This is a genomic window from Nocardioides korecus (assembly GCF_054778395.1).
In genome coordinates this window covers 71,512-85,581 of the sequence record NZ_BAAGZO010000007.1, presented here as the reverse complement: position 1 = coordinate 85,581, position 14,070 = coordinate 71,512, and the positions used below count along the sequence as shown (strand labels likewise).

The window sequence follows — 14,070 nt, the reverse complement described above, 5'->3', positions numbered from 1 at the left end:
CCGACCTACTCCTGGCCGGCTCCGAGCGCCTCTCGCAGGCCCTCGGGGTCGGCCACGGTCATGGTCGCGCCCGGGTGCAGGATCCGCTTGAACGGGTCGATCGCCGGGACCGGGGTGTGCAGCTGCACGCACAGCGCGCGGTCGCCGTTGGTGGCGAAGGTGACGCCCTTGTCGGAGAAGGACAGGTGCGGCGGCCCGGCCGTCTTGAGGAAGGCGAACCCGCCGGTGACCTCGCTCGAGGCGACGTTGGTCAGCGGGGTGCGCATCCGCCAGGGGCCGAACCGCACCCGCAGCTCGGCCTGGTCCACCTCCACCCAGGCCGTGCCCGGGGTGATGCCGAACGGCAGGGCGGCGAGGCGGTAGGAGGACGCGAAGGCGAAGGGGAAGCGGGTCACGTGGCCACTGTGCCCCGGGGCACCTGGTCCCACCCCCACCCGGACGGGTGGGGGCCGGGCGTGCGGGGCCGACCTAGGTTGAGCCCATGACCTACTCCCGGATCCTCTCCGCCCTGACCGCCGTCTACGGCGTCTTCGCCCTTGTGCGTCCCCGTCACCTCGCCGACGGGCTCGAGGCCCCGGCGGCCCAGGCTCCGGCGTACGACCAGGTGGCGCGGACCTACGGCGGTCGCGACCTGGCCATCTCGGCCCTCGCCCTCTCGCGCAACCCCCAGGTGGTGAGCGCCGCGATGGCGCTGCGGATCGTCGGCGACCTCTCCGACGCGACCGTCCTGGGCACCGCGACCAGCGGCAAGGTGCGGGCCAAGGTGCTCGCCGTGACGCTCGGCTGGGCCGCGCTCAACACCGCGGCGTACGCCGCCGACCGCAAGGCCCGCTGACCCCGCTCCCACCGCGCCGCAGGCCGGCCGGGGGTCGCGAGGGTCTCCCCCGCTCCTCCCGGCCGGCCTGCCGTGCTTCCTGGCGGCGGTCCTGTGTTCCGTCCGCCTCGCGTCAGCCCTGGCGGCTGGGCGCCGGGGTCGCGGCGGGTCCGCCGGCGGGCGCCTTGGGGGCCTTCGGGGCTCCCGGGGCCTTCGGGGCCTTGGGGGCCTTGGGCGCCGGGCCGCTCTTGTCGCCCTGCGGGGCCGGGGCCGCCGGACGCGGATGGTCTCCCTTCGGGCCCTGCGGTGCGGCCGGCGCGGGAGCCCCCTGCCCGGCGCCGGGAGCGCAGGGTGTGGTCGGGGCGTCGCCCTTCGCGGGGGCCTTCGGCGGGGTCGGCTTCGCACCGGCCTTCGGCGGGGTCGGCTTCGCGCCGGCCTTGGGCGGGGTCGGGGCGTCACCCTTCGCGGGGGCCTTGGGCGGGGTGGGCTTCGCGCCCGCCTTCGGCGGGGTCGGCTTCGTGCCGCTCTTGGGAGGCGTGGGCGCCGGGCCCGCGTTCCCGCCCGTGCCGGGGGCCGGCGGAGTGGCGCAGGTGGCAGCAGTGCCGCTGCCGCCGGTGCTGCTCGACCCGCCTGCGCTGCCGGTGCTGCCCGTGCTGCCGGAGCCTCCCGAGCCGCCCGAGCCCCCGGTGGAGCTCGAGCCGCCGGTGCTGCCCGAGCCTCCCGTGCTGCCGCCGGCCCCTGCCTGGCTCGCGGAGGTCTGCACGGCGTCCGTCGTGCCCCAGCCGCTGGCGAGGGCGGGCACGGTCAGGGCGGCGGCGATGCCGACCACGGCCCCGGCGGCGACGCCGGCCACGGCCAGGCGGCGGCCCCCGCGTCGGGCCGGGGAGGCCGACCCGGCCGGGTTCCGGAAGACCCCGAGAGGCTGCGTGTCGTCGGGGCGGTACGCCGGGTCCGTGGGCCCGGTGGGTCCGATGGGGACGGTGGCGTCCTGCTGGTCGCGCTGGGCGGCGCGGCGCCGACGGGCCGCGCGGAGCTGCTCGGCGGGGGTGGGCTTGTCCATGGTGTTCCTCTTCTCAGGTGGTGGGCCGGTCGGGGTGACCGGCGCTGGGGTGCTGGTGCTGGGGCGCTGCTAGGGGGCGCTGGTCGCGGCGGGTCAGCCGGGTCAGCGCGCTCCGTGGATCAGACGGTCGGCCTGGAGCAGGGCGTGGGTGGGGGCCGGGGCGACGCCCAGCAGGGCGCTCCCCCGGGCGGCCGAGGCGACCGGGCCGGTGGCGAAGGTGGCCAGCGCGCCGACCACGAGCCAGGCGACGAGGCCGGTCGTGACCACGGTCGCGAGGGCGCCCAGGAGGCCACGCCCCCGGCGTACGGCGCCCGCGGCCGCCAGGACGACCACGACCGCGACGACGAGGTCGACCGAGGACCAGCTGCTGGTGTCGGGGCGGAGCAGGTCCAGGACCTGGGTGACGTGGGCCTGGTCCGCCAGGTCGCGCAGGGCGGGGGCGAGGGTGGGATCGGGCATCGGGGACTTCCTCTCGAGGGACGTCGGGTGGTGATGTCCCCGACGTTGGCCCGCCCACCTGAAGACGACCTCAAGAACGGCCCCGGGCACGGCGACCTTGAGGTGTTCTTCAGCCGCGACTCGGCAGACTGGTCGGCGTGAGCACCCGACCCCGCCTCCTCGTCGTGGAGGACGACGACGCCATCCGCGAGTCGCTCGAGCGGACCCTGGCCGCCTCCGGGTTTGAGGTCCGTGCCCTGGTCGACGGGGAGGAGCTCGAGCGCGAGGTGGAGGCGTTCTCCCCCGACCTCGTCGTCCTGGACTGGATGCTGCCCGGTCGGCAGGGCCCCGACCTGGTCCGGGTCGTGCGCTCGCGCAGCCGGGCCGCGGTGGTCATGCTGACCGCCCGGGACGCGGTGTCGGACCGGTTGACGGGGTTCGACGTGGGCGCCGACGACTACCTGACCAAGCCGTTCGCGACCGACGAGCTGGTGGCCCGGGTGCGGGCCGTCCTGCGCCGCAGCGGGGTCCTGACCGGCCGCGTCGAGGTCGACGACCTGGTCGTCGACGAGGGTGCGGGCGTGGCCACCCGCGACGGCACCCGGCTGCCGCTGACGGCCACGGAGTTCCGGCTGCTCTGCTTCCTGGCCGCGCACCGCGACCGGGTGCTGTCGCCGGTGCAGATCCTGAGCCAGGTGTGGGGCTACGACCAGTACGCCGACAACCTGGTCCAGGTCCACGTCAGCGCGCTGCGCCGCAAGCTCGAGGCCCACGGGCCCCGGTTGCTGCACACCGAGCGCGGGCTGGGCTACGTCCTGCGCGCCCCCCGGACCACCCCGTGACGGCCGCTGCAGGCCGGAGCCTGCGCACCCCCTCGCTGCGTCGGCGGGTCACCCTCGCCGTGCTCGCCGTGCTGGCGGTGATGCTGCTGGCGGTCGGCGTGACCACCGACCTCGTCCTGGAGAACCGCCTCGACGGACAGCTGCGCCAGCGCCTGGTCGACCGGGCTGGCATCGCCTCCGCGCTGGTCGACCGGGTCGACGCCCGCGACCTCGCCCGCCGGCTCGAGGGGGACGGCGTCTCGGCGGTGCTCACCACCGCCAGCGGGGCGGTGTACGCCGAGGGCCCGCTCGCGGGCGCCGCCACCGCGGGGGGCACCGGCACCACCGACGCGACCCCGGCCGCCGAGCCTCCCGCCACCGGACCGGGCAAGCCCGGGAAGGCCGGCAAGGGCCCCGCCGTGCCCACCCCGGCCGGACCGGCCGCGAAGACCCCGGTGACCCAGCAGGGCGACGTGCTCTCGGTGACCCGGACGCTGAGCGACGGCAGCTCCGTCGTGCTGCTCGCCGACGCCCGCGACGTCCGCTCCACCCTCGACCAGGTGCGGGTGGCCCTGGTGCTGGCCGCCCTGCTGGTGCTGCTGCTCGGGGCCGCCGTGGTGCCGCTGGTGGTCGGCCGGGCGGTGCGCCCGCTGCGCACCATCACCGAGGTCGCCCGCTCCATCACCGACGGCGACCGCGGTCGTCGCCTGGACCCCACCGACGCCCGCACCGACCTGGGCGCCACCGCGTCGGCCTTCGACGCGATGCTCGACGAGGTCGTCGGCGCCGAGCAGCGGGCGGTGGCCTCCGAGGCGCGGGTGCGGGCCTTCCTGGGCGACGCCGCCCACGACCTGCGCACCCCCCTCACCGGGGTGCTGGCGGCCACCGAGCACGTGCTGCGCGAGGACCCACCGCGTGCCGAGCGGGAGCAGACCCTGCTGACCGCCATCCGCGAGACCCGCCGGGCCGCGCGTCTGGTGGAGGACATGCTGCTGTCGGCGACCATCGACCAGGGCCTGCGGCTCGACCTGGCACCGGTCGACCTGGGCGCGCTCGCCGACCAGGTGGCCGGGGCCGAGCGGGTGGCCAGCCCCGACGTGGTCGTGGACGTCCGCGTCCCCGATCGGCCCAGCGTCGTCGTCACCGGCGACTCCGACCGGCTGCACCGCGTGTTGTCCAACCTGGTCCACAACGCCGTGCAGGCCGGCGCGACCGCGGTCACCCTCGACCTGCACGGCCGGCGGGACGGTCGGGTGGTGGTCGACGTGCGCGACGACGGACCCGGCGTACCCCCCGACCAGCGGCAGCGGATCTTCGAGCGGCTGGTCCGCCTCGACGCGGCCAGGTCGACCGGCCCCGGCACCAGCACCGGCACCGGGGCCGGGTCGGGCTCCGGCCTGGGCCTCTCGATCGCCCGGGGCCTGGCCCGCGCGCACGGCGGCGACCTGGTCTGCTTGGAGCCGTCCGGCCCCGGCGCGCTGTTCCGGCTCAGCCTGCCGGCGGCGGAGGGTCCCGGTCCGTCGGACCCGGTCGCTACGGTGACCCGGTGACCGACGCGACCCCGCCCGAGAGCCCCCACACCCCCGCCGGCCCCGGCGCGGTCCGCCGCACGGCTCTGGTGACGGGGGCGTCGTCCGGGATCGGGCGGGCGACCGCGCAGATGCTGCTGGAGCGCGGCTACCGCGTGGTCGGCACCAGCCGCTCGCCTGAGGCCGTCCCGGAGACCGAGCGCCTGTCCGGCCTGGTCTACCGGGCGCTGGACCTGCGTGACAGCCACTCGATCGAGGGGTTCCTGGCCGCGCTGGCGGCGGAGGGCCTGCTGCCCGACGTGCTCGTCAACAACGCGGGCGAGTCGCAGAGCGGCCCGCTGGAGGACCTCCCGCTGGGGGCCCTGGAGCGGCTGTTCCAGGTCAACGTGCTGGGTCCCGTCCACCTGACCCAGCTGCTGCTGCCGGGCATGCGCGCCCGCGGCTACGGCCGCGTCGTCATGGTGGGCTCGATGCTGGCCAGCTTCCCGCTGGCCTACCGCTCCTCCTACGTCGCCTCGAAGGCGGCCCTGCGTGGCTTCGCCGACGCGGCGCGCTTCGAGATGTCGCCGTACGGCGTGTGGCTGACCACCGTGGAGCCCGGCTCGATCAACACCGGCATCAGCCAGCGCCGCACGAAGTACGTCGCCGACGACTCCCCGCACGCCGACCGCTTCCGCCGGATGCTGAAGACACTCGACGCCAACGAGCGCGACGGCATCTCCCCACTCCGGGTCGCCCGCACGATCTGCGACGCCATCGAGGAGGACGCCCCCGCCCCGCTCCACGCCGTCGGCAGCGCCGCCCCGGCCGTGTTCGCCCTCAAGCGCGCGCTCCCCGCGGCGGTCGTGGAGCGGTTCGTGGGACGCAGGTTCGGGATCTCCCCCACCCGTCGCTGAGACGTCGGCGTCGGTTCACGCAGGGCGCCGGGGCGGCGTCGGCTCCCGGTCAGGATCGGTGGCTAGCATCGCCGCCGTGACTTCCCCCCACCGTCTCCAGGTCCTCCTCGCCGTCCCGGCCCTGCTGCTCGCCGCCGCGTGCGGCTCCTCGTCGGGATCGTCCTCGGACGCCGCGTCCTCCGGGTCGAGCCCGTCCACGAGCCCGTCGGCCTCGGCCAGCGCCTCGACCGGCGCCTCGGCCTCCGCGGCGCCCGCGGGGACCTGCACCTACACCAGGTCCTCCCAGCCGGTCGCCCGCAAGGCCTCGCTGCCGGCCCAGGGCAAGCCCAGCGGCCTGCCCGCCTCGATCACGGTCGCCACCGACCGGGGTGACGTGAAGATCGCGCTGGACGCCGCCAAGGCCCCCTGCACCGTCAACTCCTTCGTCTCGCTGGCCAAGCAGGGTTACTTCGACAAGACCAAGTGCCACCGCCTGGTCACCCAGGGCCTCTACGTGCTCCAGTGCGGCGACCCGTCGGGCACCGGCAGCGGCGGACCGGGCTACACCTTCCCCGACGAGCTGATCCCGAACGACACCCGGATCCAGCCCTGCCAGGACGACCCCTCGTCCGGCCAGGTGTGCACCTACGGCGCCGGCACCGTCGCGATGGCCAACGCCGGGCCGAACACCAACGGCTCGCAGTTCTTCCTGGTCTACGCCGACTCGCCGCTGCCGAACTCCTACACCGTCTTCGGCCGGATGAACGCCGCCGGCGTCAAGGTCGTCCGGGACGTCGCCAAGGCCGGCAACGCCTCCGACGGCGTGGCCCCGAAGACCTCGGTCACCATCGAGTCGGTGAAGTAGGCCGCGGGGCCGCTGGTCCCGCTGGCTAGGTTGTCGGCATGGAATTCCGCCACCTCGGCCGCTCCGGCCTGAAGATCTCCGAGATCACCTACGGCAACTGGCTCACCCACGGCTCCCAGGTCGAGAACGACGTCGCCACGCAGTGCGTGCGCGCCGCCCTCGACGCCGGGATCAGCACCTTCGACACCGCCGACGTCTACGCCAACACCGCGGCGGAGACCGTGCTGGGCGAGGCACTCAAGGGCGAGCGGCGCGAGTCGCTCGAGATCTTCACCAAGGTCTACTTCCCGACCGGTCCGCGCGGCAAGAACGACACCGGGCTGTCGCGCAAGCACGTGATGGAGTCGATCGAGGGCTCGCTGCGTCGGCTCCAGACCGACCACGTCGACCTCTACCAGGCCCACCGCTACGACGTGGCGACGCCGCTGGAGGAGACGATGCAGGCCTTCGCCGACATCGTCCGGCAGGGCAAGGCGCTCTACATCGGCGTCAGCGAGTGGACCGCCGAGCAGATCCGCGAGGGCGTCACCCTGGCCCGCGAGCTGGGCTTCCAGCTGATCTCCTCCCAGCCGCAGTACTCCATGCTCTGGCGCGTCATCGAGGACGAGGTCGTCCCCACCTCCGCCGAGCTCGGGGTCTCCCAGATCGTCTGGTCCCCGATCGCGCAGGGCGTGCTGTCGGGCAAGTACCAGCCCGGTCAGGCCCCGCCGGCCGGCTCCCGCGCCACCGACGAGAAGGGCGGCGCGGACATGATCAAGCGGTTCATGAACGACGACACCCTGACCCGGGTGCAGGACCTCCGCCCGGTCGCCGACGAGCTCGGCCTGACCATGGCCCAGCTCGCGATCGCGTGGGTGCTCCAGAACGACAACGTCGCCGCGGCCCTGGTCGGCGCGTCGCGTCCCGAGCAGGTCAGCGAAAACGTCAAGGCCGCCGGCGTACGCATCCCCGAGGAGCTGATGGCCCGCATCGACGAGGCCGTGGGCGGCATCGCCGAGCGCGACCCGGCCAAGACGGCCGAGAGCATGCCGAAGAAGCGCCTGGCCTAGCCGCGCGGGGTGGGCTGAGGCGAGCGGCCTCAGCCCACCCGGCAGCCCTTGAACGCGTCGTGGCGCACCAGGCCGCCCCAGTCCCGGCGCAGCGCGGCGGGCAGGACGTTGTCCGCGATCTCGCGGGTGCGCCCGGGCGTGAGGCTCGCCCCGTCCCCGAGGGCGTACGCCGTCCGGCGCACGTCCCAGGCCGCCAGCACCCCGGCCGGCTCGTGGGCCACGGCCTCGGTCACGACCAGCGAGTCCCGACCACAGGTGACGGCGTACGGGTGCTCCTGGACGTCGGTGGCCACGAACGGCAGCAGGGGCTCGGTGCCGCGGCGCAGCTCGACCAGGTGCGATCCCTGCGCGGCGTACACCCGGAGCTGGAAGCCGCCCCGGGGGTGGGTCGCCCTGGTCACCACCAGCTCGCTCGCGCGGCCGGGGACGTGCACGCCGTACAGCTCCCGGACCGGGGGCGCGTCCGTGGCGAGGGCGGCGTCCCACGTGCGCGAGCCCGCGACCGCCGCGAGACCGGAGCCGCACGGGGACGTCAGCACGGTCACGTCCTCGCGCGTGCCGTTGCCGTCGAGGTCCACCCGGGCGGTCGCGAAGGGCCCCGCCTCCGGGGTCCCGGCGCAGCTGCCGCCCGTCGGCAACGGGGTCGAGGACGGGCTGGACGACGTGCCGCCCGACGGGCTGGCCGACGGGCTGCTCGACGGGCTGGAGGAGACGGCTCCGGAGCCCGACGTGGGCGCGGCCGAACCACAGGCGGTCAACGCCGCGGCGCCCAGCAGGGCGCCGGCGGCGACGGTCAGGGGACGACGGGCGCGCGACATGGTGCTGGGACGCAGCGGGTGGTGCGACGGTTCCGCGCCGAGGCTCATGACCCGACACCGTAGGCCCCCGGGCGGGACCTCTGGGAGGGTGGCCGTCATGGCCCACGACGACGACGACGCTCCCGCCGGCCGGGACGAGCTCCCCCGCACGATGCGGGCGGCCGTCACCACCCGCCACGGGGGCCCCGAGGTCGTCGAGGTGCAGCGCGTCCCGGTCCCGGTCCCCGGCCCCGGCGAGGTGCTCGTCCGGGTGGGCGCAGCGGGGTGCAACAACACCGACCTCTGGACGCGGGAGGGCTCCTACGGCCCTCCCGGCGAGCCGGGCGGCTGGCTCGGCCCCCTCGACTTCCCCCGGGTCCAGGGCGGCGACGTCGCGGGGACCGTCCTGGCCGTCGGGGGCGACGTGGACGCGTCCCTCATCGGGGCCCGGGTGCTCGTCGACCCCGCGGAGTACGACGGCCCCGGTCGCGACGCCCGGCCCGCCACCGTGCTCGGCAGCGAGCGCGACGGCGGGTTCGCCGAGCACGTCCTCGTCCGGGCCGGGCGGGCGCACCGGGTCGACGGGTCGCCCCTGTCCGACCGCGAGCTCGCCGCCCTGCCGATCGCCTACGGCACGGCGCTCGGCCTCCTCGAGCGGGGCGGGGTGGACGCCGGTTCGACGGTGCTGGTCACGGGCGCGTCGGGCGGCGTGGGCCTGGCCGCCGTCCAGCTCGCCCGGGCCCGTGGCGCGCGGGTCGTGGCGGTCTGCAGCGGCAGCAAGGCCGAGGCCGTGCTGGCCGCGGGCGCCCACGCCGTCGTGGACCGCGCCCGGGGCGAGGTGGTGGCCGACGCCCACGCGGCGGCCCCGGAGGGGTACGACGCGGTGGTCGACGTGGTCGCCGGACCGTTCCTCGCCCGGGGGTTGGGCCTGCTGCGTCCCGGCGGTCGGTGGGCGGTGGCGGGCGCGCTCGACGGGTGGGCGGTCGAGCTGGACGTCCGGTCGATCTACCTGGCCAATGTGTCGCTGGTGGGCTCGACCATGCACACCCCGGACATCTTCGAGGAGCTCGTGCGGCTCGCCCGCGCCGGGACGGTCCGCCCGGTCGTCGCGGCGACGTACGCCCTGGAGGACCTCGCCGAGGCCCACCGCGTCCTGGGCCGCCGCGAGCACGTCGGCAAGATCGTGGTCGTCCCCTGAGCAGGAGCCGACCCGAGGAGGCCGGTCAGACCGCGGCCGTGGCCGTGCGCCTGCTGCGGTCGTGCACCGACGGCCGCAGGCGCCACACCAGCACCCGCAGGATGGCCTCGAGGACGATGGTGCTCGACATCTTCGACTGACCCAGGGTGCGGTCGGTGAAGGTGATCGGGACCTCCACGACCTGCAGGCCGCGGCGTACCGCCTGCCAGGTGTTCTCGATCTGGAAGCAGTAGCCGTTGGAGTGCGAGGTCACCGCGCCGATCTCGCGCAGCGCGTCGGCCCGGTAGGCCTTGAAGCCGGCCGTGGCGTCGCGCACCGGCAGGTGCAGCACGAGCCGCACGTAGACGTTGCCGAGCCAGGAGATCAGTCGGCGCGACCACGACCAGTTCTCGACCCCGCCCCCGCGGCAGTAGCGCGACCCCACGCTCATGTCGGCGTGCTCGAGGGCCTCGACCAGGGCCGGCACCCGCTCGGGCGGGTGGGAGAGGTCGGCGTCCATCTGGACGACGACGTCGTAGTCGTGGTCCAGCGCCCAGGCGAACCCCGCGCGGTACGCCGCCCCCAGACCGGCCTTGCCCGGCCGGCGCAGCAGGTGGACGGTCGTGCCGTACGCCGGGTGCGCGGCGACCCGGTCGCCGGTGCCGTCGGGGCTGTTGTCGTCGACGACCAGCACGTGCGCCTCGGGCGAGGCGGCCTGGACGCGGGCGATGGCGGTCTCGACGTTCTCGATCTCGTCGTAGGTGGGGACGACCACCAGGGTGCGGGTCACGGGCTCACTCCGTTCGTCGGGGACGCGGACGCGTCCAGGAAGGGTGCTCGGCACGAGGCCGGCGGGGTCAGGGCGGGACGGCGCACGTCGTCGCGCAGGAAGACCGGGTGGTCGCAGACGACGGCCACCCGTCGGTAGTGGCTCTCGAGGCCCACGTGGGCCTCGCGGAGGGTGGTCAGCGTCTTCGACCCGCGCACGACCACCCAGGTGGGGCGGTCGGCGGCGGACAGGACGCGGTCCAGGCGGTGGAACCCTGGGTCCAGGGTGCGGGCGGGCAGGCTCCACAGGTAGGGGTACGCCGAGAGCCGCAGCCCCGACGCGCGCACGACGTCGGCGTCCCCGAGCAGGCTGGCCACCGAGTCGCCCGGCCGGGCGGCCCGCGCGAGGGCACCGCCGATGCTGTCGCCGGCCGCCGGCGCGGTGGAGGTCAGTCCCAGACCCCACCCGACCATCCCGGCCAGGACCACCACGACGGCCAGGGCCCGGCCGACGACGCGCAGGCGGCCCACGAGCAGGGCGGCGGCCAGGCCGGTCGGGACGACCAGCTGCACGACGTAGTGCAGCCAGAAGCTGCCGCCCGCGGCGATCGAGACGACGTCGAAGAGCAGCAGCGCCAGCAGGGCCAGCACCCGGGGGTCGCGCAGCCCGCGCCACGCGGCCCAGGCGACGAACCCCACGAGCAGCAGGGGTGCCCCGGTGGTCACCCAGGTCAGCACCATCGACACGCCGTGGGCGAGGCGCTCGTCGGCGTTGACGTTCATCACCGAGGTGGCCTTGAGCCGGAACGGGTACATCGCGTCGAAGACGCCCCACGGGGTGGTGCCGGCCGCCCAGGCGGGCAGCAGCACGGCGGCCGTGCCGACCACGCCTCCGGCGACCGCGAGGCCGGCCAGGCGAGCGGAGCGGGCCCAGGCGCGGTCGCGCAGGGCCGTCGCCAGCAGGAGGACGACCACGAAGACCGCCACGTCGAGCATGTTCTGCTTGACCAGGATGGCCGCGGCCCCCGAGGCGCCCGCGAGGAGCGCCCACCGGCCGGCCGCGGGTCCGGTGCGCGCCGCGTGCAGGGCGGCCAGCACGCCGAGGGCGACGAAGGGGGCGGCGAGGAGCTCGCCGTTGACCACGGTGCCGCCCCCGGGGACGGTCACGAGGAGGACGGCCGCCACGACCGCGGCCCACACCGGGGCCCACCTGCCGTCGGTGAGCAGGCGCGCGGCGAGGCCGACGGCCGCCACGGTCAGGGCCGCGGCCAGGCAGCCGAGCAGGCGCAGGACGGTCAGGGCGTGGGCCTGCCCGCCGAGCAGTTCGGCCACGCGGAAGACGGCCAGCAGGAGCGGGGGGCGGTCGACCCAGAGGTCGCCGTACAGCGAGGTGCCCCGGTGCCAGCCGCCGGCGACGACCAGGAACCCGCCCTCGTCGGGCGACATCGGCGCCCCCAGGAACGGCAGGCGCAGCAGCACCGTGAGGCCGGCCACCAGCCACACCCAGCGCGTGCCGGAGGTCGCGACCTGCGGGCGGGTCGGCTCCGGGAGGGACCCGGCGGGACCGCCCTCCCGCTCCCGACGCGAGACCGTCTGCACACTCACGGGTCTACAGTGCCCGCACCGCCATGAACGCAACCTGACGCGTGCACCACATCCGGGTGACGGGAGTCCGCCGGTGCCGCGCCCGTCGGAGGCCCCGTCGGAGGTCCGGTCGGGAGCCGGTCAGACCGCCGGGAGGGTGACCCGGAACAGGGCTCCCCCGGCGGCGGCGTCGCCGACCTCGACGGAGCCCCCGAGGTCCTCCACGACCTTGCGCACGATGGCCAGGCCGAGCCCCGAGCCCCCGGCGTCGCGGGCCCGCGACTCGTCCAGGCGCACGAACCGCTCGAAGATCCGGTCGCGCTCCTGGACGGGGATGCCGTGGCCGTCGTCCTCGACGGTGAGGACGACCTGCTCGTCCTCCTCCCGCAGGGCCAGCCGGACCTCGCTGGTGGCATGGCGCAGGGCGTTGCCGAGCAGGTTGGTCACCACCTGGCGCACCAGGACCGGCTCCGCGAGCACCTGACCGCCGCTGACCTCCGAGACGTCGATGCGGGGACCACCCTCGCGGCGCTGGCGGCGCACCTCCCCCAGGACGACGTCGTCGAGGTCGACCTCGACCCGGGCGGCGGAGCGCTCGGAGTCCTCGACCCGCGAGAGCAGCAGCAGCGACTCCACCAGGCCCTCCATCCGCTGCTCCTCGGCCAGGACGTCCTGGGCGAGGTGCCGGTGGGCGTCGTTCTCGGGGTAGTCCCGGGCGACCTCGGCCAGCTGCCGCAGCGCGGCGAGCGGCGAGCGCAGCTCGTGGGAGGCGTCGGAGACGAACTGGCGCTGGAGGGTGCTGGCCACGTCGATGCGGTCCAGCATCCCGTTCAGGGTGGTGGCCAGGCGCGGGATCTCGTCGTCGCCGGGGGTCACCGCGAGGCGACGGTTCAGGTGGGCGGAGGTGATCGTGGCCGCCTCCCGACGCATCTCCTCGACCGGCCGCAGGGCGCGGCTGACGCTCAGCCAGACCGCCAGGGCGAGGGCCGCCAGCGCCAGCGGCACCGCGACGGCCAGCAGCAGCGAGGCCGAGCTGGTGACCTTCATGACCTGCTCGGTCGAGTGGCCCACCACGATCAGGACGTGGCCGGACCGCGCCATGCCGGCGACCACCACGAAGCGGTCGGCGAACGGCCGCAGGGGCACGTCGGTGGAGGTGCCGGGTCGGGTGCGCAGCGGCGTGAGCACGCCCGGGTGGTCCGAGGCCACGACCCGACCGCTGCGGTCGACCAGCTGGATGACCACGTCGTTCTTGCCGGTGATCACCGCCTCGGAGCGGGTGGCCCCTCCCGCGAGCTGCGCCCGCACCGTCTCCACCTGCTGGGTCCCGGTGGTCTCGAGCTCGTTGGTGAGGCTGTGGCGCAGCAGCAGCACGAACAGCGCCGAGCCGATCAGGGCCACCACCAGGGCGGCGAGGGTGGCGGCGGCGGTGACCCGCAGGCGGACGCTGCTGAACGGGCCGGTCCAGGTGCGCCCGCCGGCCGGTGCGCTCGGCGTCACGACCCCGCGGAGCCCTCTGCGGGGGCTGCCGGGGCTGCCGGGGCTGCCGGATCCGCGGGCGGCGAGGCCTGCGAGCCGTCGGCCTTGAGCCGGTAGCCGGTGCCGCGCAGGGTCTCGATGTCGTTGCGGTCGAAGGGCCGGTCCACCTTGCGCCGCAGGCGGGCGATGTAGACCTCGACGATGTTGGGGTCGCCCTCGAAGTCGTAGTCCCAGACGTTGGCCAGGATCTGCTGCTTGTTGACCACCACGCCGGGTCGGCGCATCAGGAACTCCAGCAGCGCCAGCTCCCGGGCGCTCAGGCGGATCACCTGCCCGCCCCGGCTGACGTCCTTGGTGGCGGGGTCGAGCACGAGGTCGCCGACCTCGATGGTGACCGGCCGCTCGGTGACGCCGCGGCGGAGCAGCGAGCGGATCCGGGCCAGGACCACCTGGAAGGAGAACGGCTTGGTGACGTAGTCGTCGGCCCCGGTGTCGAGCGCCTCCACCTGGTCCCACTCGCCGTCCTTGGCGCTGAGCATCAGGATCGGGGTCCAGTTGCCCTCGGCGCGCAGGGTCTCGCACACCTTGTAGCCGTTGAGGACCGGCAGCATGATGTCGAGCAGGATCACGTCGTACGGGTTCTCGCGGGCGTACCAGAGCGCCTCGCCACCGTCGGGCGCCACGTCCACGGCGAACCCCTCGCGCTGCAGGCCGCTGCGCAGGGCCCCGGCCAGGCGCGGCTCGTCCTCGACCACGAGCACTCTCATGACTCCTCCTCCGAGCTCCACCCCGTTGGGTCGGCCGCGTCAGGTGC

Annotated in this window: 15 protein-coding genes; 7 read left to right on the top strand and 8 right to left on the bottom strand. The window is 75.4% G+C overall.

The window, feature by feature from the left end:
• Positions 1-5 precede the first annotated feature (5 nt).
• The gene (locus ACYVDA_RS14825; RefSeq protein WP_460819182.1) at positions 6-395 is read right to left on the bottom strand and encodes a hypothetical protein; all 390 of its coding nucleotides are present in this window, start codon (positions 393-395) and stop codon (positions 6-8) included.
• Positions 396-481: 86 nt separating this feature from the next.
• Between ACYVDA_RS14825 and ACYVDA_RS14820 the strand changes: the two genes are divergently transcribed.
• Positions 482-835, top strand: coding sequence for a hypothetical protein (locus tag ACYVDA_RS14820; RefSeq protein ID WP_460819181.1), 354 nt, complete (start codon positions 482-484; stop codon positions 833-835).
• 112 nt (positions 836-947) lie between these two features.
• On the opposite strand, the gene ACYVDA_RS14815 is transcribed toward ACYVDA_RS14820, so the two are convergent.
• Together ACYVDA_RS14815 and ACYVDA_RS14810 are read right to left on the bottom strand one after the other, a co-directional pair.
• Complete coding sequence (locus tag ACYVDA_RS14815) at positions 948-1,874, bottom strand: hypothetical protein (protein ID WP_460819179.1); 927 nt, start codon at positions 1,872-1,874, stop codon at positions 948-950.
• Positions 1,875-1,976: 102 nt separating this feature from the next.
• Positions 1,977-2,333 carry a hypothetical protein gene (locus tag ACYVDA_RS14810; protein WP_460819178.1) on the bottom strand — a complete coding sequence of 119 codons (357 nt, stop codon included), beginning with the start codon at positions 2,331-2,333 and terminating at the stop codon, positions 1,977-1,979.
• Positions 2,334-2,470: 137 nt separating this feature from the next.
• On the opposite strand from ACYVDA_RS14810, the gene ACYVDA_RS14805 reads away from it, so the two are divergent.
• The 5 genes from ACYVDA_RS14805 to ACYVDA_RS14785 all read left to right on the top strand — a co-directional run bounded on the left by ACYVDA_RS14805 (position 2,471) and on the right by ACYVDA_RS14785 (position 7,451).
• Positions 2,471-3,154 (top strand): response regulator transcription factor, encoded by a 684-nt coding sequence (locus ACYVDA_RS14805; protein ID WP_460819177.1) that lies wholly within the window; start codon positions 2,471-2,473, stop codon positions 3,152-3,154.
• Positions 3,151-4,683 carry a HAMP domain-containing sensor histidine kinase gene (locus tag ACYVDA_RS14800; protein WP_460819176.1) on the top strand — a complete coding sequence of 511 codons (1,533 nt, stop codon included), beginning with the start codon at positions 3,151-3,153 and terminating at the stop codon, positions 4,681-4,683. Before ACYVDA_RS14805 ends, ACYVDA_RS14800 begins: the two co-directional genes overlap by 4 nt.
• Positions 4,680-5,558 (top strand): SDR family oxidoreductase, encoded by an 879-nt coding sequence (locus ACYVDA_RS14795; RefSeq protein ID WP_460819175.1) that lies wholly within the window; start codon positions 4,680-4,682, stop codon positions 5,556-5,558. Before ACYVDA_RS14800 ends, ACYVDA_RS14795 begins: the two co-directional genes overlap by 4 nt.
• A 76-nt stretch (positions 5,559-5,634) precedes the next feature.
• Positions 5,635-6,402: a peptidylprolyl isomerase gene (locus ACYVDA_RS14790; protein WP_460819174.1), complete on the top strand. Its 768-nt coding sequence runs from the start codon at positions 5,635-5,637 to the stop codon at positions 6,400-6,402.
• 38 nt (positions 6,403-6,440) lie between these two features.
• Positions 6,441-7,451 carry an aldo/keto reductase family protein gene (locus ACYVDA_RS14785; protein WP_460819173.1) on the top strand — a complete coding sequence of 337 codons (1,011 nt, stop codon included), beginning with the start codon at positions 6,441-6,443 and terminating at the stop codon, positions 7,449-7,451.
• Positions 7,452-7,480: 29 nt separating this feature from the next.
• Here the strand turns inward: ACYVDA_RS14785 and ACYVDA_RS14780 are convergent, their stop codons facing one another.
• Entirely contained in the window at positions 7,481-8,317 is an 837-nt protein-coding gene (locus tag ACYVDA_RS14780) for a hypothetical protein (RefSeq protein WP_460819172.1), read from the bottom strand.
• Between the two features lie 49 nt (positions 8,318-8,366).
• Between ACYVDA_RS14780 and ACYVDA_RS14775 the strand changes: the two genes are divergently transcribed.
• On the top strand, positions 8,367-9,446 hold the full coding sequence (locus ACYVDA_RS14775; protein WP_460819171.1) for a zinc-binding dehydrogenase: 1,080 nt from the start codon (positions 8,367-8,369) through the stop codon (positions 9,444-9,446).
• A gap of 25 nt (positions 9,447-9,471) precedes the next feature.
• Here ACYVDA_RS14775 and ACYVDA_RS14770 read toward each other — a convergent pair whose 3' ends face one another.
• The 4 genes from ACYVDA_RS14770 to ACYVDA_RS14755 all read right to left on the bottom strand — a co-directional run bounded on the left by ACYVDA_RS14770 (position 9,472) and on the right by ACYVDA_RS14755 (position 14,023).
• On the bottom strand, positions 9,472-10,215 hold the full coding sequence (locus ACYVDA_RS14770) for a polyprenol monophosphomannose synthase (RefSeq protein ID WP_460819170.1): 744 nt from the start codon (positions 10,213-10,215) through the stop codon (positions 9,472-9,474).
• A complete protein-coding gene (locus ACYVDA_RS14765) occupies positions 10,212-11,798 on the bottom strand; it encodes a hypothetical protein (RefSeq protein WP_460819169.1) in 1,587 nt (528 codons plus the stop codon). The genes ACYVDA_RS14770 and ACYVDA_RS14765 overlap by 4 nt, the downstream gene beginning before the upstream one ends.
• A gap of 120 nt (positions 11,799-11,918) precedes the next feature.
• Positions 11,919-13,277, bottom strand: a complete 1,359-nt coding sequence (locus ACYVDA_RS14760) for a sensor histidine kinase (protein WP_460819168.1) — start codon at positions 13,275-13,277, stop codon at positions 11,919-11,921.
• Complete coding sequence (locus ACYVDA_RS14755; RefSeq protein ID WP_460819167.1) at positions 13,274-14,023, bottom strand: response regulator transcription factor; 750 nt, start codon at positions 14,021-14,023, stop codon at positions 13,274-13,276. Before ACYVDA_RS14755 ends, ACYVDA_RS14760 begins: the two co-directional genes overlap by 4 nt.
• Positions 14,024-14,070: the final 47 nt, after the last annotated feature.